The sequence below is a fragment of the Rossellomorea sp. LjRoot5 genome (genome assembly GCF_964253455.1).
In the GTDB taxonomy this organism is placed as follows: Bacteria; Bacillota; Bacilli; order Bacillales; family Bacillaceae_B; genus Rossellomorea.
In genome coordinates this window covers 180,661-200,241 of sequence record NZ_CAXUQN020000001.1, presented here as the reverse complement: position 1 = coordinate 200,241, position 19,581 = coordinate 180,661, and the positions used below count along the sequence as shown (strand labels likewise).

17 protein-coding genes are annotated in these 19,581 nt (G+C 46.3%); 1 reads left to right on the top strand and 16 read right to left on the bottom strand.

Annotated elements, in window-relative coordinates:
• Positions 1–46: 46 nt before the first annotated feature.
• The 8 genes from ACSQ2E_RS01040 to ACSQ2E_RS01005 form a co-directional block, all read right to left on the bottom strand.
• Positions 47–658, bottom strand: a complete 612-nt coding sequence (locus ACSQ2E_RS01040) for a thymidine kinase (RefSeq protein WP_060674359.1) — start codon at positions 656–658, stop codon at positions 47–49.
• A gap of 297 nt (positions 659–955) precedes the next feature.
• Positions 956–1,168 (bottom strand): 50S ribosomal protein L31, encoded by a 213-nt coding sequence (gene rpmE / locus ACSQ2E_RS01035; protein ID WP_034765123.1) that lies wholly within the window; start codon positions 1,166–1,168, stop codon positions 956–958.
• Between the two features lie 222 nt (positions 1,169–1,390).
• Positions 1,391–2,653, bottom strand: coding sequence for a transcription termination factor Rho (gene rho / locus ACSQ2E_RS01030; RefSeq protein ID WP_060674356.1), 1,263 nt, complete (start codon positions 2,651–2,653; stop codon positions 1,391–1,393).
• Positions 2,654–2,997: 344 nt separating this feature from the next.
• Positions 2,998–3,960: a class II fructose-bisphosphatase gene (gene glpX, locus ACSQ2E_RS01025; RefSeq protein ID WP_258264551.1), complete on the bottom strand. Its 963-nt coding sequence runs from the start codon at positions 3,958–3,960 to the stop codon at positions 2,998–3,000.
• Between the two features lie 368 nt (positions 3,961–4,328).
• A complete protein-coding gene (locus ACSQ2E_RS01020) occupies positions 4,329–5,612 on the bottom strand; it encodes a UDP-N-acetylglucosamine 1-carboxyvinyltransferase (protein ID WP_435988957.1) in 1,284 nt (427 codons plus the stop codon).
• Between the two features lie 178 nt (positions 5,613–5,790).
• Complete coding sequence (fsa, locus tag ACSQ2E_RS01015; protein ID WP_258264583.1) at positions 5,791–6,432, bottom strand: fructose-6-phosphate aldolase; 642 nt, start codon at positions 6,430–6,432, stop codon at positions 5,791–5,793.
• Positions 6,433–6,610: 178 nt separating this feature from the next.
• Positions 6,611–7,468 carry a class II fructose-bisphosphate aldolase gene (locus ACSQ2E_RS01010; RefSeq protein ID WP_060674348.1) on the bottom strand — a complete coding sequence of 286 codons (858 nt, stop codon included), beginning with the start codon at positions 7,466–7,468 and terminating at the stop codon, positions 6,611–6,613.
• 180 nt (positions 7,469–7,648) lie between these two features.
• Positions 7,649–8,011, bottom strand: coding sequence for a response regulator (locus ACSQ2E_RS01005; protein WP_034765110.1), 363 nt, complete (start codon positions 8,009–8,011; stop codon positions 7,649–7,651).
• 194 nt (positions 8,012–8,205) lie between these two features.
• On the opposite strand from ACSQ2E_RS01005, the gene ACSQ2E_RS01000 reads away from it, so the two are divergent.
• Complete coding sequence (locus tag ACSQ2E_RS01000; protein ID WP_435988956.1) at positions 8,206–8,730, top strand: DUF2529 domain-containing protein; 525 nt, start codon at positions 8,206–8,208, stop codon at positions 8,728–8,730.
• A 110-nt stretch (positions 8,731–8,840) separates the two neighbouring features.
• Here ACSQ2E_RS01000 and ACSQ2E_RS00995 read toward each other — a convergent pair whose 3' ends face one another.
• The 8 genes from ACSQ2E_RS00995 to ACSQ2E_RS00960 all read right to left on the bottom strand — a co-directional run bounded on the left by ACSQ2E_RS00995 (position 8,841) and on the right by ACSQ2E_RS00960 (position 19,492).
• A complete protein-coding gene (locus ACSQ2E_RS00995) occupies positions 8,841–10,445 on the bottom strand; it encodes a CTP synthase (protein ID WP_435988955.1) in 1,605 nt (534 codons plus the stop codon).
• A 462-nt stretch (positions 10,446–10,907) separates the two neighbouring features.
• Positions 10,908–11,471 carry a DNA-directed RNA polymerase subunit delta gene (gene rpoE, locus ACSQ2E_RS00990; RefSeq protein WP_435988954.1) on the bottom strand — a complete coding sequence of 188 codons (564 nt, stop codon included), beginning with the start codon at positions 11,469–11,471 and terminating at the stop codon, positions 10,908–10,910.
• 160 nt (positions 11,472–11,631) lie between these two features.
• A complete protein-coding gene (locus ACSQ2E_RS00985; RefSeq protein ID WP_435988953.1) occupies positions 11,632–11,814 on the bottom strand; it encodes a hypothetical protein in 183 nt (60 codons plus the stop codon).
• 322 nt (positions 11,815–12,136) lie between these two features.
• Positions 12,137–15,403 carry a fused isobutyryl-CoA mutase/GTPase IcmF gene (gene icmF, locus ACSQ2E_RS00980; RefSeq protein ID WP_435988952.1) on the bottom strand — a complete coding sequence of 1,089 codons (3,267 nt, stop codon included), beginning with the start codon at positions 15,401–15,403 and terminating at the stop codon, positions 12,137–12,139.
• Positions 15,400–16,053: a TetR/AcrR family transcriptional regulator gene (locus ACSQ2E_RS00975; protein ID WP_435988951.1), complete on the bottom strand. Its 654-nt coding sequence runs from the start codon at positions 16,051–16,053 to the stop codon at positions 15,400–15,402. Before ACSQ2E_RS00975 ends, icmF begins: the two co-directional genes overlap by 4 nt.
• Positions 16,054–16,164: 111 nt before the next feature.
• Positions 16,165–17,304, bottom strand: coding sequence for an acyl-CoA dehydrogenase (locus ACSQ2E_RS00970; protein ID WP_435988950.1), 1,140 nt, complete (start codon positions 17,302–17,304; stop codon positions 16,165–16,167).
• Between the two features lie 170 nt (positions 17,305–17,474).
• On the bottom strand, positions 17,475–18,611 hold the full coding sequence (locus ACSQ2E_RS00965) for an acyl-CoA dehydrogenase (RefSeq protein ID WP_435988949.1): 1,137 nt from the start codon (positions 18,609–18,611) through the stop codon (positions 17,475–17,477).
• Between the two features lie 29 nt (positions 18,612–18,640).
• Complete coding sequence (locus ACSQ2E_RS00960) at positions 18,641–19,492, bottom strand: 3-hydroxybutyryl-CoA dehydrogenase (protein ID WP_435988948.1); 852 nt, start codon at positions 19,490–19,492, stop codon at positions 18,641–18,643.
• Positions 19,493–19,581: the final 89 nt, after the last annotated feature.

Here is a 19,581-nt window from a genome sequence, read left to right as displayed (position 1 = left end):
AACATAAAAAAACAAAGCCCCAATCTCGGGACTTTGTTCCAAAAATTTAAACTTCCTTCACCATATCCGGAGTGACGCTCATTCCGGTCGGTACTTCATGGTGATGGCGGCATCTTGGCTCGTAGGCTTCTGATGCCCCGACGAGGATGACAGGGTCGTCGTAACAAGCCGGTTCACCATTGATCAGGCGCTGCGTGCGGCTTGCCGGAGAGCCGCAGACGGCGCAAACGGCTTGAAGCTTTGTCACTTGCTCAGCGATGGACATCAAGTCCGGCATCGGGCCGAATGGTTCTCCGCGGAAATCCTGGTCAAGTCCTGCGAGGATGACACGGTATCCGCTGTTCGCTAACTTCTGTACGACGTCGACGATGCCTTCGTCAAAAAATTGAACCTCATCGATGGCAACGACATCCACCTCCGGATTCAGGTCATCAAGGATCACACTTGACTCCTCGACTGCTTTGGCGATGACAGAGGTACCATTATGAGATACAACCGACTCATCGCTGTAGCGATTATCTAGTTTTGGCTTATACACAGCAATTTCTTGTTTGGCAAATTGAGTGCGTCGGACCCGGCGGATCAGTTCTTCGGATTTCCCTGAGAACATGCTGCCGCAAATGACTTCTACCCAACCCGTTTGTTTCATGACATACACGAAAGCGCCTCTCCTTCCTTACACATTGATCTATAAAAAACAGCCTGGCTGTTAGTGAGAACGGACGATTCATTAGTATAAAGCATTCCTTTATGTACGGGAATAATGCTCAAAATCCGGTAATTTGGCAGAAAAAAAGAGGCACAGCTCAATTGGAACTGCCTCTATTTCTTCAACCATTTGCTTTAAACGTAATAAAAAACAGGCAAGCATGAAGATCCTTGCCTGTTTTTCTAATAGAAGAGAAGGAATGGCATCTACGCACAAAGGCGTACGATGCGGCCTTCTGGCTCTTCATTATTGTTGTTGATTTTTAAGACCATATTTTTTGTTGAAACGGTCAACACGTCCACCAGCGTCAGCGAATTTCTGACGTCCTGTGTAGAATGGATGGCATTCAGAACATACCTCAACGCGCATTTCTTCCGCTACAGAACCAGTTTCAAATTCGTTACCGCAAGCACAGCTAACTTTGATCGTGTTGTACTTAGGATGAATTCCTGATTTCATTTCTTTCATCTCCTTCCGCCCTGAATCATCTGAGACAGAGTAATTTATTACGAAGATATATGTGATATGAGCATAAGCATGAGAGTAATAGCCAGCCCCTTACCACATCCAATTTTTAAAAAACACATTGATATCATTATAACAAGGACAAGGTATTTTTGCAACCTGTAAAACTGGAAATTCCAGTCTCCCTTTTCCTTGAAAAATCATTCGATTATTAGATTAACGCTTCTTGGACTCTTCTGTCAACACATTGAAAAACTCTTCATTCGTCTTCGATTGCTTCAGCTTGCGCATAAGCTTCTCAGCGAAATCAGGCTGATCGGACATCGCTTTTCTGATCGCCCACAGTTTTTCAAGATGATCCGGTTTGATGAGAAGTTCTTCACGACGCGTTCCGGAACGACGGATGTCGATGGCCGGGAAGATGCGTCTCTCTGCAAGGGAACGGTCCAAGTGAAGTTCAAGGTTACCTGTTCCTTTGAATTCTTCATAAATGACGTCATCCATACGGGAACCTGTGTCGACAAGGGCCGTTGCAAGAACCGTCAAGCTTCCGCCCTCTTCAATGTTCCGGGCTGCCCCGAAGAATCGTTTCGGACGGTGGAACGCAGCAGGATCGATACCACCGGAGAGAGTCCGTCCACTTGGCGGGATGACGAGGTTGTACGCACGTGCGAGACGAGTGATACTATCCATCAGGATGATGACGTCACGCTTGTGCTCAACCAGACGCATGGCGCGCTCAAGCACGAGCTCGGCCACTTTGATGTGGTTTTCCGGCACTTCATCAAATGTCGAACTGACGACTTCTGCTTCTACCGAGCGTTCGATGTCCGTTACTTCCTCTGGACGCTCATCAATCAGAAGAATGATGAGTTCTGCTTCAGGATGGTTCGTTGTGATCGAATTGGCGATTTCTTTGATCAGCATCGTCTTACCGGCTTTAGGCGGTGCCACGACCAGACCACGTTGTCCAAATCCAACCGGTGCAATGAGATCCATGATACGTGTAGAAATTTTATTTGGTTCTGTTTCAAGCTTCATTTGACGGTCAGGGTATAAAGGCGTCAATCCTGGGAAATGCACGCGCTCTTTCGCCGAATCAGGCTCTTCCCCGTTCACCATTTCAACATGAAGCAGTCCGAAATAACGCTCGTTTTCTTTCGGAGGACGTACTTTTCCCGATACTTTATCCCCGTTACGTAGATCGAAACGACGGATCTGTGACGCAGAAATATAAATATCCTCAGAGCTCGGAGAATAGTTGATCGGACGTAAGAAACCGAAGCCTTCTGATTGGATGATCTCAAGGACACCTTCCATGAAAAAGAAGCCTTCTTGTTCTGCACGAACTTTAAGGATGGCAAAAATCAGTTCTTTTTTTGTTAATTTACTATAATAAGAAACTTTGTATTGTTTGGCTAGCTCGTAAAGCTCTTTCAGCTTCATATTTTCTAAGCTAGAGATTGTTAACTCTTCCATTATGACACCACGCTTTATTAATTTGTCTTACTTGAAAAAACTGTCATTGTCTCTCTTTTAGAAAAGAGGCAAAATCGGGTAGATTTTCTTAAAAATGAAGAAATAGTTGAAGCATATATATAGAAAAAACGCTGAAGATAAAAACCTTATCTATTGTAACCATACTTTTCATTAAGAATCAATGACTGGGTAAAAAAAGGAAGGTAGATTTGGTAGATAGGCAGCATTTTTTCCGCTATGAAGAAAAAAAGTGAGTGATAAGAGCGTGGACGGGCAGAAGTCCTGCCCATCCGTTACTCTTATTTAAGAGGAGTTGGTTTCTCTCTCTGTATTGCTTGGTTCTATTATCTCATGACCAGGTTTGGTTTTTTCTGAAGACTGTGGCGCCCGTCGATGAATCGGACGGTACCGGACTTCGCACGCATAACGACAGAATGAGTGAGGCCGTATGTCCCTTTAAGCTGAACACCCCTCAACAGTTCTCCGTCGGTTACACCTGTTGCTGCAAAGATGGCATCGTCACCGCATACAAGGTCTTCCATTCGAAGGATCTTGTCCACATCCAGCCCCATTCCGATGCAACGCTTGAGCTCTGCATCGTTCTGCGGCAGAAGTTTCCCTTGGATTTCTCCGCCTAGGCACTTCAAGGCAACGGCTGCAAGAACTCCCTCTGGAGCACCGCCGGATCCGAATAGGATATCGACACCCGTATGATCGAATGCTGTGTTCATGGCGCCTGCCACGTCTCCATCATTGATCAGCTTGATGCGGGCTCCCGCTTCTCTCAACTGCTGGATGATATGTTCATGACGTGGACGATTCAAGACTGTCGCCACTACGTCTTCAATATCCTTATTCTTTGCTTTCGCAACGGCTTTCAGATTATCGATGACAGAAGCGTTGATGTCGATTTCCCCGACCGCTTCCGGTCCGACTGCGATTTTATCCATATACATATCTGGTGCATTCAGTAGGTTTCCATGGTCTGCCACTGCGAGTACCGCCAGTGCATTCCAGCCTCCGGAAGCAACGATATTCGTTCCTTCCAACGGATCGACGGCTACATCGACGCGTGGACCGTAGCCTGTCCCTAATTTTTCACCAATATAAAGCATTGGAGCTTCATCCATTTCCCCTTCACCGATGACGACCGTTCCTTTCATCGGTACGGTATCGAATACATCGCGCATGGCAGAAGTTGCAGCGTCATCCGCTTCATCCTTCTTTCCGCGACCCATCCAACGGGCCGATGCAAGGGCAGCCCCCTCTGTTACTCGAACTAGCTCCATTGATAAACTTCTTTCCATGTATATAGCCTCCCGTGTTCCCTTTTGTTTTACAATATTCTTAAATTGTATAACATATTGACAGATTTATTGTAACACATTAAGGCGGTTGGAGAGACTTTTTTTCGAAAAAAGTAGGACATAATGGTTTGTTTGAGTAGAAAAGCGCTAACAAAATGTTAAAAAAAGCCAGTAGTTGTTGATTTCCGCTGCAGGTGCTCGCTTTCCGCGGGGCTGGCGGTGAGCCTCCTCGGGCTAAAGCCCTGTGGGGTCTCACCTGTCCAGCGTGTCCCGCAGGAGTCGAGCACCTTCCGCTTCAATCAACTTAGATATTTTCACTTAATCTAAAAGACAAGTTGAACAAACATCTTTATCATATTCTCAAGAATCTATGATTTCATCTGTTCCAATTCTTCTGCGGACATTTTTTCACGCCAGATGGTGGCTCCGAGGCCTTCGAGTTTGGCTACGAGGTCGCTGTAGCCGCGGTCGATGTGTTCGAGGCCGGTGACTTCTGTGATTCCTTCGGCCATTAAGCCAGCGATGACGAGGGCGGCTCCTGCCCGGAGGTCGCTTGCCTTCACTTTGGCGCCCTGCAATTGGACAGGACCGTTGACGATGGCGGAACGTCCTTCGACTTTGATCGTGGCATTCATTCTTCTCAGCTCATCGATATGCTTGAAGCGGGCTGAATAAATCGTGTCCGTTACGACGGCAGAACCTTCTGCACGATTCAATAGCGTGGTGAAGGGCTGCTGCAGATCCGTTGGGAAACCTGGATAAACGAGTGTCTTCACATCGACGGATTTGAGCTTGTCCGCCCTGCCGATATAGATCTGATCATCGTTTGTTTCAACCGGCACTCCCATTTCACGGAGCTTGGCAATAACCGATTCCATATGTAACGGGATGACATTGTCGACAAGCACACCTTTACCGACTGCTGCTGCAAGGATCATGAATGTTCCTGCTTCAATGCGGTCAGGGATGATGGTATGACGGCAGCCGTGAAGCTCGTCCACTCCATCGATACGGATCACGTCTGTTCCTGCCCCTTTGATCTTTGCACCCATATTGCTCAGTAATGTGGCAACGTCAATGATCTCAGGTTCTTTTGCCGCATTTTCAATGATCGTTCTGCCTTTCGCGCGAACCGCTGCAAGCATGATGTTGATCGTTGCGCCGACACTCACGACGTCAAGGTAGATGCGGGCACCCCTTAATTCATCGGCACGGAGATAAATCGCACCCTGTTCGTTGGTGACTTCCGCTCCAAGTGCTTCGAACCCTTTAATATGTTGATCGATCGGACGCGGACCAAGATGACATCCACCCGGTAATCCGATGACCGCTTTTTTGAAACGTCCGAGCATCGCACCCATTAAATAATAGGAAGCACGAAGCTTCTTCACCTTCCCGCTTGGTAAAGGCATGGACACCATTTGACTTGGATCTACACTCATATCCCCATCTTCCAATGAGACGGAACCACCGATTTCTTCTAAGAGATCTTTCAGCGTTCTTACATCAGAGATATCTGGTAACCCTTCGATTGTGACCGGAGAATCAGCAAGAATGGTTGCCGGGATCAAGGCTACCGCACTATTTTTGGCCCCACTGACTTTAATGGTACCTTCAAGGGGATAACCTCCTGCAATTTTTAGCTTTTCCATATTAAACTCCCTTCCACTGTTCATCGATTTAGGGCATGATTCCCTATACCTCAAACAAAAAGGATTATTTTTCCAATAGAAGACGTTCTAAGAAGTATTGTCTACTAGTGTATACATAATTCGTCAAAACATGTATAGGATAAACGAATTTTTTTCCTTTAGACCGATTGACCTAAAATCAGCGATTGTTCCAGTCATTCAAGAAGGCATCGATTCCTTTATCCGTCAGGGGATGCTGGAATAATTGCTTCAATACTTTAAGAGGGACTGTTGCGATATGGGCCCCTCGGAGCGCTGCTTCCGTAATATGCTGCGGATGACGGGTGGATGCCGCGATGATTTCCGTTTCCAGGCCGTGAATCGCAAAGATCTCGGCAATCTGGGAAACCAGCTCCAGTCCGTCATGACCGATATCATCCAATCTTCCTAAAAAAGGCGAAACATACGTCGCTCCAGCACGAGCCGCTAAAAGCGCCTGGTTCGCACTGAAAATCAGCGTGACATTTGTCTTGATTCCTTCTTTAGCAAAAGTAGATGCAGCCGTCAGACCGTCGGGTGTCATTGGAAGCTTCACCGTAATATTAGGCGCAATCTTCGCAAGCTCCCTTCCCTCTTTAATCATGCCTTCAGCATCTAATGCGATGACTTCAGCGCTTACAGAACCAGGAACAAGATCCGTGATTTCTTTTAATCGGTCCTCAAATGTTACGCCCTTCTCTTTTGCTACAAGGGACGGATTCGTCGTCACTCCTGAAAGAATACCCCATTCAAATGCTTCCTTGATTTCACTCATGTTTGCTGTGTCTATGAAAAATTTCATTTCCTCTACCCCATTTTCGACAAAATTTTCAATCATCTTTTAATGAACGGAAGGGACTGACCCAAAAGGTATCAAACCTCTCCCGGTGCCAGTCCCATCCTACAGCTTCATTCTTTTTCTACCACATAAGGAAAGCCCCTAATCTACCAGCTAGGTCTTTCCAAACATTACCTGTCTCTTACGCCTGGTTAGAAGAACCGAATTCGCGCATTTTACCGATTACTGTTGCTTTGATTGCTTCACGAGCTGGACCCATGTATTTACGTGGATCGTATACTTCTGTGTCAGCCGCTAATACTTCGCGTACTGCTTTAGCAGAAGTGATTTGATTTTCAGTATTTACATTGATTTTAGCTGTTCCGTAAGAAATCGCTTTTTGAATATCTTTTGTTGGAATTCCAGTTCCACCGTGAAGTACTAATGGTACTCCGGCAGCAGCTCCGATTTCTTCCATTTCTTTGAATCCTAGGTTTGGTTCACCTTTGTAAGGACCATGAACGGAACCTAAAGCAGGTGCAAGTGTATCGATACCAGTACGTTCTACTAGTTCTTGACACTCTTTAGGGTCTGCATAGATAACGCCGTCAGCGATGACGTCATCTTCTTGTCCACCAACTGTTCCAAGCTCAGCTTCAACAGAAACACCTTTAGAGTGAGCATACTCAACCACTTTAGAAGTGATTTCAATGTTCTCCTCGAAAGGACCGTGAGAAGCGTCGATCATAACAGAAGTGAATCCTGCATCGATGGCTTCTTTACATTTGTCAAAGCTTGAACCGTGATCTAAGTGGATCGCAACAGGAACTGTGATGTTCAGGTCTTCCATAAGACCTTCAACCATTTTCACAACTGTTTTGAAGCCGCTCATGTAACGGGCAGCACCTTCAGATACACCAAGGATGACAGGTGATTTTTCTTCTTCAGCCGCTTGCAGGATCGCTTGGGTGAACTCAAGGTTATTCAGATTGAATTGACCTACCGCGTAGCTTTTTTCTTTTGCTTGAATAAGCATGTCTTTCATTGAAACTAAAGGCATAGTTATTTCCTCCTTTTATTCAGTCAGTCGACCATTTTGGTATAAATGGCGGCGTTATGGATAACACCTTGTGACATAGTTAACAAATTCACTTGTATCATACCAAAACAGAATTGATTTTACCAACTGCAGAGGCGAAATGTTAAAAATACTACTATTTTTACTATTCAAATAACTTCCTTATACTGGAATATACTGTCTGACGGCTTGTCTGATATCGTCAATATCAAACGGCTTCGCAAAATGGGTAAGCGCTCCCAAGTCCTTTGCCTCCTGAATCATGTCGAGTTCTCCGTATGCGGTCATGATAATGACGCGGATATCCGCATCTTTCTGCTTCATCCGCTTCAGGATTTCAATTCCATCCATTCCAGGAATTTTCATATCAAGTAAAACCAGATCAGGGGAATGCTTATCTACGATTTCAAGAGCCTGGATGCCGTTCGCAGCTTGAAATGTTTGGTAGCCTTCCTTTTGCAACACTTCATTTAATAGAATCCTAATACCAAATTGATCGTCCACAATCAGAATCTTCTCATTCATATACCTCAGTCCCCTTCACATTTTAATAAATTATGTATTCCGACGGTAAATAATTGTATATTTATTACTTATTCTCTTTTTCTGTAAAAAAATCCTGCTTATTCTCAAGATTTTGCTAGAGACCTTTTTCCCCTTTATAATAAGCGTTATGATGAGAAATGTCGAAGATGAATATGGAAGGAGAACTGAACTCAATGATTAAAATGTTCACCACTCAGTTAACGGGACTGTTCAAACGGATTTATGATAAACAGGAATTCGAAATAGAGGACGGCGCACGCCTCCTTGCCCAGGCCGCCATCGGACAAGGAAGCATCTACATAAAAGGCTACCGGGAAATGGAAGCCGTAACCGCTGAAGCCCTTTTCGGTGCCGAGCCCCTTCCATCCGCTAAACGATATGATTCTACCATTGAACTGACAGAAGCGGATCGTGTGCTGATCTTCACCCGCTATTCCACGGATGAAGACGCCGTTGCGTTCGCGAAGAAGCTTTCTGCTGACGGTGTACCATTTGTAGCGGTGTCCGGTATGGTGGAAGGGGAAGAGAGTCTTTTAGACCTTGCCGACATTCACCTGGATACAAAAGTGATCAAAGGAATGCTCCCCGGCGATGAAATCGGTGAGCGCGTGAGCTTCCCGTCAAGCATGGCTGCTCTTTATCTCTATTTCGCGTTGGGGTTTGTGATCCGTGAGATGCTGGAGGAGTATGAGGAGTAATGAATGGAGCCTGTTCCCTTTTTGGGGATGGGCTTTTTTTGATGGGGTTGGTTTGGGATTATTCAAACACAAAAAAGCCCTCCCAAACCGGGAGAGCTTTCAATCAAATCTTATTTTTCACCATACGCAAGTGACGCTTCCACGAAGTCTCTGAATAGAGGCTGCGGGCGTGTCGGGCGTGATGTGAATTCCGGGTGGAATTGAGATGCGACGAACCATGGGTGGTCGCTCAGCTCGATGATTTCCACAAGGCGGCCATCTGGGCTTGTACCTGAGAAGATGAAGCCGGCTTTTTCCATTTGCTCACGGTAGTGATTATTGAATTCGAAGCGGTGACGATGACGTTCGTATACGACTTCCCCATCGTAGGCTGCATAGGCTTTTGAACCTTTTGTCAGCTTACATGGGTATAATCCAAGGCGCAGTGTTCCACCAAGATCTTCGATATCCTTTTGTTCCGGTAATAAATCGATGACCGGGTATGGCGTTTCCGGGTTAAGCTCAGCTGAGTGTGCCCCTTCCATTCCGAGGACGTTACGGGCATATTCTACAGATGCAAGCTGCATGCCAAGGCAGATTCCAAGGAAAGGAATCTTGTTTTCACGGGCATATTGAGTCGCAGCGATCTTTCCTTCGACACCGCGGTCACCGAAGCCGCCTGGTACAAGGATCCCATCTACGTCTGCCAGTTTTTCGGCAACATTTTCGCTGTCGACAAGCTCAGAATTCAACCATCTCACTTCAATGTCGCTGTCGAAATGATAACCTGCATGACGGAGAGCTTCCACTACAGAAATATAGGCATCCTGCAATTCAACATACTTCCCGACAAGGGCGATCCTTGTTTTGCGGGAAAGGTTTTTCACACGGTCGACCAGCTCATTCCACTCGGTCATGTCTGCTTCATGGCAGTTCAGCTTCAAGTGCTGACATGTGATTTCATCAAGTTTCTGGTCCTGAAGAGCAAGTGGTACAGAGTAAAGCGTATCTGCATCCATTGCTTCGATTACCGCATGTTTATCGATATCGCAGAATAACGCGATCTTGTCTTTCATATCCTGGGTCATCGGCATTTCTGTACGCACGACGATGACATTCGGCTGGATTCCGAGACTGCGGAGTTCTTTCACGCTGTGCTGAGTCGGTTTCGTCTTCATTTCACCCGCCGCTTTAATGTAAGGGATAAGCGTACAGTGAATATACATCACGTTGTCACGACCGACATCACTCTTGATCTGGCGAATCGCTTCAAGGAATGGAAGTGATTCGATATCTCCAACCGTTCCACCGATTTCCGTGATCACGACATCGGAATTCGTTTCGCGGCCGGCACGGTAAACGCGCTCTTTGATTTCATTTGTGATATGCGGGATGACCTGCACAGTCCCGCCAAGATAATCCCCGCGGCGCTCTTTTTTCAGAACAGTAGAATAGATTTTACCTGTTGTCACAGAGCTGTATTTCGTCAGATTAATGTCAACGAAACGCTCGTAGTGACCCAAGTCAAGATCCGTCTCAGCACCATCATCGGTTACGAAAACTTCACCGTGCTGATAAGGGCTCATCGTTCCCGGATCCACGTTGATGTATGGATCGAACTTCTGAATCGTGACGCTCACTCCACGGTTTTTGAGTAGTCTTCCAAGGGACGCTGCTGTGATCCCTTTCCCTAGTGACGACACTACGCCGCCTGTTACGAAAATATACTTAGTCATGTATATGTCCCCCTTTAAAGTAAGTTTGGTTCAAAAAAAGTAGAGGGTGTCTTTTGTCGGTATGTCATGAATTTATCTTGTTCAAAGAAGGACAAGTCCATTCTCTTAAAATAAATTCATCTGCATACTCACGCTTAAAGACAGCCTCTTGTTATCAAGATACATAAAAATGTAAGGGGTCTTTAAAGAATCGATCCGTCACTTATAAAAGGCTGGCAAAAACCCGTTCATGTCAATGCATACTTCTTATAAAAACAAAAAACGCCCCGCTTACAATCTTGTAAGGGGAGCGTGATATACGTGATCTGTCCCTGTTTAGGGAGCCCAAATAAAATACTACCTTCCTAAGAGGTAGAAGTCAAGCATAGAATAAGGGATAGAATTTTCAAGCATTTCACGCAAATCAAAAGGCCCCCGGGGAGGCCATAAAGCCTGACGGGAGCCGTACTGATTCGGGAGAGATTATTTCTCTTCCTCTTCTTCTGATTCATCATCTTCGTCTTCGTCGTCTTCTTCGACATCGTCGAATTCATCGATCTCGAGCTCTTCCTCGTCGTCGTCGTCATCGATGTCCAGATCCTCGTCTGCATCAACTTCGACATCGTCGTCATCCGTAAGATCATCATCATCGTCGGCATCATCAAGATCTTCGTAATCAAGATCTTCATCATCCAGATCATCGAAATCTTCCAGATCCAGATCTTCGTCTTTTTTCTTCGCTTTTTTCTTTTTGCTGGATTTCATGGTTGGAACGGTCTCTTCCTCGATTTGATCAACCGGGTACCATTCTCTTAGTCCCCAACGGTTATCACCCATGGCAATGTATCGTCCATCGATATTCAAGTCCGTGTAGAATTGAAGTAAACGGCTCTTTACCTCTTTATCAGAGATTCCAAGCAAACCTTTGATTTCCTTCACGATCTCTTCAAATGCCATCGCTTGCTTTTTCTCTACTAAAATTTCATGTGCCAATTCAATGAATGATGTTTGACTCAATTCTTCTTTGGATAATTGCTTAAGACTCACTTTACGCACTTCCTTTCTCTATTTCACACTCTACTAAGTAGAGTAAAAAAGGGCAAAAATTCTCCATTATCAATTTTAACCATATTCAACATTATAATCAATATAAATCACTTTATGCTATACATATCTCGTTTTTTTCGCATTTTTTTCGCAACTGATTTCAGGAAGGCCTGCCATTTCCCCATTTCTCTTCTTTGTGACTGTTCCTTACGACCCGGAACGCTTCATAGAATAGATAAAAAGAGAGCAGGAAAAAAGGGATGGCACCCAGTTGAAATTGATATAAACGGATGGCGGCGTATATGGTGATGATTAATAGTATGTAGCGAAAAATGGTCTTCACAGTCTCACATCCAAACGTATGTATCGTACTTTCCTGTCTCCTTGTCTGATAATTCTTATTATACAGGAAATCCTACCCTATAAGTATTAAGTTCATGTTAAAAATTGGTTGATTTCGTATAAAGGATAGACGGTTTGGCGGGATTTTAAACTTGATGTGATTTTTTTTTAATTTTTTATGAGAGATGCTTTGTTGATTTCCTGACAAAGAACAAAAGAAAACCCACTTCATTATTACTACTATGCATACTGATCATCAAATATTAGCCTACTGAAAAAAGAGACCACTGCACTGATACAGTAGTCTCATTTCCTTTTATTTGTTACATATTGCGTCGGTATTGGCCGCCTACTTGGTAGAGGGCGCGTGTGATTTGGCCGAGGCTTGCGACTTTTACGGTTTCCATGAGTTCTTCGAAGATGTTTCCTCCGCCGACCGCTGCCTGTTTCAGGCGGGTGAGGGCTTCTTCGGTTTGGTCTTTGTGTTGTGATTGGAAGTCCCGCAGATTTTGAATTTGTGTTTCTTTTTCTTCTTTTGTGGCACGTGCCAGTTCCATGCTGTCCATTTGTTCTTCTGAAGGTGGATTCGGATTCAGGTACGTGTTCACTCCCACGATCGGAAGTTCACCGGAATGCTTCTTCATTTCGTAGTACATGGATTCTTCCTGGATCTTTCCACGTTGGTATTGTGTTTCCATGGATCCGAGTACGCCACCGCGGTCATTTAAGCGGTCGAATTCTGTGAGGACCATTTCTTCCACGAGATCCGTCAGCTCTTCTGCGATGAACGAGCCTTGAAGCGGATTTTCATTTTTGGATAATCCATGTTCTTTCGTGATGATCATCTGGATCGCCATGGCACGGCGCACGGATTCTTCCGTCGGTGTCGTGATAGCTTCATCATAGGCGTTCGTATGCAGGGAGTTACAATTATCCTGCAGGGCCATCAATGCTTGAAGCGTCGTACGGATATCATTGAAGTCGATTTCCTGGGCATGCAGGGATCGACCGGATGTCTGGATGTGATACTTCAGCTTTTGACTGCGTTCATTCGCACCGTATTTATCCCTCATCACAGTCGACCAGATGCGTCGTGCCACACGTCCGATCACCGTATACTCAGGATCGAGGCCGTTCGAGAAGAAGAACGATAGGTTTGGCGCAAAGGCGTTGATATCCATTCCACGGCTTAAATAGTATTCGACGTACGTAAACCCGTTTGCCAATGTGAATGCAAGCTGGGAAATAGGGTTGGCTCCCGCTTCGGCGATATGATAACCGGAGATCGATACAGAGTAATAGTTCCGTACTTTGTGATCGATGAAGTACTGCTGGATATCCCCCATCATGCGCAGGGCGAACTCAGTTGAGAAAATACACGTATTTTGTCCCTGATCTTCTTTTAAAATATCTGCCTGAACCGTCCCGCGAACGACTTGAAGGGTCTGTTCCTTCACTTCCACATATTCCTCTACTGTGAGTACGCGGCCGAGCTCTTCTTCCTTCATGCGGATCTGCTGATCGATCGCCGTGTTCATATACATGGCAAGGATGATCGGTGCCGGACCATTGATCGTCATGGACACGGATGTTGAAGGCGCACACAGATCGAAACCAGCATACAGCTTCTTCATATCTTCCAGCGTACAGATGCTCACGCCGCTTTCTCCGACTTTTCCGTAGATGTCAGGACGGTGATCCGGATCTTCACCGTATAAAGTCACAGAATCAAAGGCGGTACTCAATCGTTTCGCATCATCATCTTTCGACAGGTAGTGGAAACGGCGGTTCGTCCGTTCAGGCGTTCCCTCACCGGCGAATTGACGCTTCGGATCTTCTCCTTTGCGTTTGAACGGGAATACTCCTGCTGTGTAAGGGAATGAGCCTGGAACATTCTCTTTATAGACCCAATCTAAAATTTGACCGTAGTCTTTGTATTTTGGAAGGGAGACTTTCGGAATATCAAGTCCGGATAAGCTCTTCGTCTTTAACTCAGTGACGATTTCTTTATCACGGATCTTTGTGATGAATTGATCCTTGCTGTATGTTTCTTTAAGGTTATCCCATTTTTGTAAAATCTGTTTCGATTCTGATGTTAGTTTGTTTTCGACTTCTTCTTTCAACGTTTGAAGGGACGTTACAACCCCATCATTCGTTTCTTTTTCATTGACCGCTTCGATTGCCCCTTCAAGCTGGAACAAACGGCGAGCCAGGTTCACTTGCTCTTCCGCTTTTTTATGATAATTACGCACCGTTTCCGCAATCTCACGCAGATAATAACGACGATTGTTTGGAATGATGACGTTTTGTTTTTCCACATCTACGTCTTTGGAGAAGCCCGTTTTCCAATCCAGCTCCATTTTCCTGTTCACCGTTTCGACAATTGCCGCAAATAATGCATTGGTTCCCGGATCATTGAACTGGCTGGCGATCGTGCCGTACACAGGCATGTCATCAAGATCTTTATCAAAGAGCATATGACTGCGCTGGTACTGCTTCTGTACCTGGCGTCTCGCATCCTCCGAGCCTTTGCGCTCGAACTTATTGATGACGATCAGATCGGCAAAGTCGATCATATCGATTTTTTCCAGCTGGGACGGTGCACCGAACTCACTTGTCATGACGTACATGGACATATCACAGATCTCGGCGATTTCAGCATCCCCCTGCCCGATCCCACTTGTTTCCACGACGATCAGGTCATATCCTGCCGCTTTCACGACATTGATCGCGTCCTTGATCGCCAGTGAAAGTTCCGTTTTCGAACCACGTGTGGCAAGACTTCTCATATAAACACGGGGATTGAAGATCGCATTCATGCGTATACGGTCCCCAAGAAGAGCCCCTCCCGTTTTTTGTTTCGTTGGATCGATGGACAAAATCGCGATTTTCTTTTCTGGAAGTTCGTTGATGAAACGGCGGATCAGTTCATCCGTCAAGGAACTCTTCCCTGCACCACCCGTTCCCGTGATCCCAAGGACAGGTGCACTTTTAGCCAAGCTCTTGATTTCAGAAAAAACGGTCTGGGCTGTCGCTGCCACTTCTTCGTTTGCCCCGACTTGATATTCGGCAAGTGAAATCAGCTTTGATACCGTGTTCACATTACCGGTAGAAAGCTTCTCGACTTCCTGATTCACGCTTCCCTTGATGGTCGGGAAATCGCATTCCTCGATCATCTTATTGATCATGCCTTGAAGACCCTGAGTCCGTCCGTCTTCAGGTGAGAAGATGCGGGCGATCCCGTATTCGTGAAGCTCCTTGATTTCACGCGGTATGATCACTCCGCCGCCTCCGCCATAAATGCGGATATGGGAAGCCCCTCTTTCTTTTAAAAGGTCGTACATATATTTAAAGTATTCCACGTGTCCACCCTGATAGGATGAAATCGCAATCCCCTGAACATCTTCCTGAATAGCAGCATTGACGACTTCCTCTACAGAACGGTTATGGCCTAAGTGGATGACTTCCGCCCCACTTGCCTGGATAATCCGACGCATTATGTTGATCGACGCATCATGTCCGTCAAACAGGCTCGATGCCGTGACAAAACGAACATGGTGCTTTGGTTTATAAATCTCAACCGTGCTCATATTACTCCCCCTGTTCTCCCTTGTTTTTCAAATCCGATGATTCCGGTAAAAGTGAGTTCGATTTGAAGAGTGATGAATTCCTCGAGTGTATACTTCTTCTGAAGTGCCCAGCGACGGAATCCCCACATCTGCCCCTGGACGAATACATTCTGGGCCAGCATATGGATCTGATCATCATCAAGCTCAAGCTTTCCGCTGTCGACACAGCCTTTGATGAGATCTTCCACCATCCCCACCATTTCAAGTTCTTTCCGGAGCACATATGGAAGGGCATCCTTCGATAAGGATTTCGCTTCCTGATACATGACGAGTACTTCGTCCTGCATCCGGTCCATCACCTGAAAATAATGAGCGATACCGAGACGTAAATTTTCAAGCGTCCCTTTACCGACATCAAGCTCCTCAAGCTCCAATCGAACCTGCTCATAAATGCTGTCACACACTAAATACAGGACATCTTCCTTTGTTCGTATATATTCATACAGCGTTCCGATACTGAATCCGGCGGCCTTTGCAATCTCTCTGGTCGTGGTGCGGTGAAACCCCTTTTGTTTAAACAGAGAGACGGCCCCGCGAATCATCTGATCACGCCGCTTTTCCACCAAACGCTCATCCTTAACAGAAGCATGAACTTCCCTCTTCTTATTCAAAACAACCGACCGCCTTTATATTCCGATTCTCCCATTGACCCCTACTCCAAAAGCACCTGCTTCATCCCCCAACAAAGCAGATACCCGTCTATCTCTCTTAACCTAGCTATCCTATTTCGTCACCATCCGCGAAATAACCAGCCTCTGAATCTCCTGAGTTCCCTCATAAATCTGAGTGATCTTCGCATCACGCATATAACGCTCTACCGGATAGTCCTTCGTATAGCCATAACCACCGAAGATCTGAACCGCTTCCGTCGTCACCTTCATCGCCGTATCCCCGGCCATCAGCTTCGACATCGCCGATTCTTTCCCGTATGGAAGCCCTTCTGACTCAAGCCATGCAGCTTGATAGGTTAATAGACGTGAAGCCTCGATGGATGTCGCCATATCAGCAATCTTAAATGAAATCCCCTGGTTCGCTGCGATCGGTTTACCGAACTGCTCACGCTCTTTTGCGTACTCAACGGACGCATCAAGTGCTCCTTGAGCAATCCCCACTGCTTGAGCGGCAATCCCGTTACGACCGCCATCAAGTGTCATCATCGCAATTTTGAAGCCATCGCCTTCGTTTCCAAGCATATTCTCTTTCGGTACTTTACAATCTTCAAATACGATCTCAGTTGTTGGAGAAGAGCGTATCCCTAGCTTCTTCTCTTTTTTCCCAACAGAGAACCCTGCGAAGTCTGCTTCTACGATGAAGGCGCTCGTTCCACGCTGGCGCTGGGAAGGATCCGTCAAGGCAAATACGATATACGTATCAGCGATCCCACCGTTTGTGATGAAAATTTTAGAGCCGTTCAATACGTAGTGATCTCCTTCTAAACGGGCCGTCGTCTTCATACCGCCTGCATCAGATCCCGAACCCGGTTCTGTCAGTCCGTAAGCACCAATCTTCTCTCCCTGCGCCATTGGACGAAGGTATTTCTGCTTCTGCTCTTCCGTACCAAATTTATATACTGGCCAACCGGCTAACGAAGTATGGGCGGACAATGTAACACCTGTAGACGCACACACTCTTGAAAGTTCTTCAACAGCGATGCAATACGCCAGATAGTCACTGCCGATCCCGCCGTACTCTTCAGGCCAAGGAATCCCCGTCAACCCAAGCTCTGCCATCTTCTTAAATAAATCCATATCAAAACGCTCTTCCTCATCACGCTCAGCAGCAGTAGGAGCCACCTCATTCCGCGCAAAATCACGCACCATCTTACGTATCATTTCATGCTCTTCTGATAACTTAAAATTCATCTCAACTTCCTCCTCCTATCATCTACACACCGGGTCTGGCACCCTCAAGAAACAAGCTATGCCACAAACCCCTTTACGCCATGAAACATCACAATCTAAATCGGGGCCTGACACGCTTCAGAATATATGCACAACGACACCCTATCAAAATTTCAAATAAACACTTTCATCTACACCAACAAATGCTTCCCAATCACCATCCGCTGAATCTCACTCGTACCCTCATAAATCTCCGTCACCTTCGCATCACGGAACAAGCGCTCAACCGGATACTCCTTCGTATACCCATATCCGCCGTACACCTGAATCGCTTCCGTCGACGCTTCAACGGCTGTTTTCGAAGCAAACAGCTTAGCCATACTGGCTTCCTTCCCACAGGAGATGTTGTTAGAGCGAAGATTAGCAGCCCTGTACACAAGAAGCTTCGAGCCTTCAACGGCCGTCGCCATATCAGCAAGCTTAAAACCGATTCCCTGTTGCGCGGCGATCGGTTTGCCGAACTGCACCCGTTCTTTTGCATAAGCCGTTGAGTAATCGAAAGCCGCTTCCGCGATTCCAAGTGCCTGCGCGGCAATTCCGATCCTGCCGGCATCCAGGTTCGCCATGGCGATCTTGAAGCCTTCCCCTTCTTCACCGAGAAGGTTTTCAGCCGGGACTTTCATATCTTCAAACGTCAGCTGGACGGTACGTGAACCGTGCAGCCCCATTTTATGTTCGTCTTTCCCGATCACAAGACCAGGTGTATCCTTCTCAACGATGAAGGCCGATACCCCACGGCTCCCCTTCGTCGAATCCGTCGTCGCAAAGACAATATACGTATCGGCTTCCCCACCATTGGTGATAAAGACTTTCGATCCGTTCACCACATAGTGGTCCCCGTGCTTTTCGGCCCGGGATTTGAGGCTCTTCGCATCGGACCCTGCACTTGGCTCGGTCAGACAGAAAGCCCCTAAATACTCACCAGTTGCAAGCTTCGGAAGGAACTTTTGCTTTTGCTCCTCGTTTCCGAAGTAAAGAATCGGATTGGTTCCTACGGATGTATGAACCGACAGGATGACACCGATGGTTGCGCTTACTTTCGATAACTCATGAATCGCAATGATATACGAGGTGAAATCCATCTCTGATCCGCCATATTTCTCGGGAATCGTGATTCCCATCAAGCCAAGCCCGGCCATTTTATTTAAAATATCCCTCGGGAACTCCCCCGCTTCCATCTTCTCGATGAACGGCTGGATTTCTGTTTCGGCAAAATCCTGGACCATCTTTCTCATCATCTGCTGCTCTTCCGTGAATCGTAACTCCATGACTGTTTCCTCCCTGATGTTCGTCGTGATCACTCGTACGAATAGAAGCCGCGGCCCGTTTTCTTACCCAGCCAGCCTGCTTTCACATATTTCCGGAGTAGCGGGCATGGACGGTATTTATCGTCACCGAAACCTTCATGCAGGGTTTCCATGATATAGAGGCATGTATCGAGTCCGATGAAGTCAGCCAGAGTCAGCGGTCCCATCGGGTGATTCATACCGAGCTTCATCACTTCATCGATCGCCTCTTTGCTCGCCACCCCTTCATAAAGGGTGTAGATCGCTTCATTGATCATCGGCATCAGGATGCGGTTTGAAACGAATCCCGGGAAATCTTCCACCTCTACCGGTACTTTATTAAGTGACTTCGTCATATCTTCAATCACTTGATACACTTCATCCGTTGTCGCAAGCCCACGGATGATTTCAACCAATTTCATCACCGGTACCGGATTCATGAAGTGCATTCCGATCACTTGTTTCGGCCGCTTCGTCGCTGCCGCAATTTCCGTGATCGGAAGGGAAGACGTGTTCGAAGCCAAAATCGTATGTTCCGGCGTGATCTCATCCAACTGAGCAAAAATCTTCGTTTTGATGTCCATATTCTCAACTGCCGCTTCGATGACAAGATCCACCTTCTTGGCGTCCTGGATATCAGTTGAAGCCGTCAAACGATTTACTGTAGCTGTTTTATCTTCTTCAGACATTCTTCCTTTTTCAACGGAACGGGACAGATTCTTCGTGATGACACCCATTCCCTTTTGGACAAACTCTTCTTTCAAATCGTTCAGGTATACGTTGAACCCTGCCTGTGCACAGACCTGGGCGATCCCTGCGCCCATTTGTCCCGCGCCGATGACCATTACGTTTTTAATGTTCATTTTGTTCTCCCCTTTGTTATATGAGACTAGTAATCTAGTTGGTTTTTTGTGGGTCAGCTGCTGAACTCAGGAGTGTACCTGGTACAATC

Coding starts and splice junctions, on each gene's coding strand:
- rpmE (WP_034765123.1), bottom strand. CDS start 1,168: ATGAAATCAGGAATTCATCCTAAGTACAACACGATCAAAGTTAGCTGT.
- rho (WP_060674356.1), bottom strand. CDS start 2,653: ATGGAAGAGTTAACAATCTCTAGCTTAGAAAATATGAAGCTGAAAGAG.
- glpX (WP_258264551.1), bottom strand. CDS start 3,960: ATGGAAAGAAGTTTATCAATGGAGCTAGTTCGAGTAACAGAGGGGGCT.
- ACSQ2E_RS01020 (WP_435988957.1), bottom strand. CDS start 5,612: ATGGAAAAGCTAAAAATTGCAGGAGGTTATCCCCTTGAAGGTACCATT.
- fsa (WP_258264583.1), bottom strand. CDS start 6,432: ATGAAATTTTTCATAGACACAGCAAACATGAGTGAAATCAAGGAAGCA.
- ACSQ2E_RS01010 (WP_060674348.1), bottom strand. CDS start 7,468: ATGCCTTTAGTTTCAATGAAAGACATGCTTATTCAAGCAAAAGAAAAA.
- ACSQ2E_RS01005 (WP_034765110.1), bottom strand. CDS start 8,011: ATGAATGAGAAGATTCTGATTGTGGACGATCAATTTGGTATTAGGATT.
- ACSQ2E_RS01000 (WP_435988956.1), top strand. CDS start 8,206: ATGATTAAAATGTTCACCACTCAGTTAACGGGACTGTTCAAACGGATT.
- ACSQ2E_RS00995 (WP_435988955.1), bottom strand. CDS start 10,445: ATGACTAAGTATATTTTCGTAACAGGCGGCGTAGTGTCGTCACTAGGG.
- icmF (WP_435988952.1), bottom strand. CDS start 15,403: ATGAGCACGGTTGAGATTTATAAACCAAAGCACCATGTTCGTTTTGTC.
- ACSQ2E_RS00970 (WP_435988950.1), bottom strand. CDS start 17,304: ATGAATTTTAAGTTATCAGAAGAGCATGAAATGATACGTAAGATGGTG.
- ACSQ2E_RS00965 (WP_435988949.1), bottom strand. CDS start 18,611: ATGGAGTTACGATTCACGGAAGAGCAGCAGATGATGAGAAAGATGGTC.
- ACSQ2E_RS00960 (WP_435988948.1), bottom strand. CDS start 19,492: ATGAACATTAAAAACGTAATGGTCATCGGCGCGGGACAAATGGGCGCA.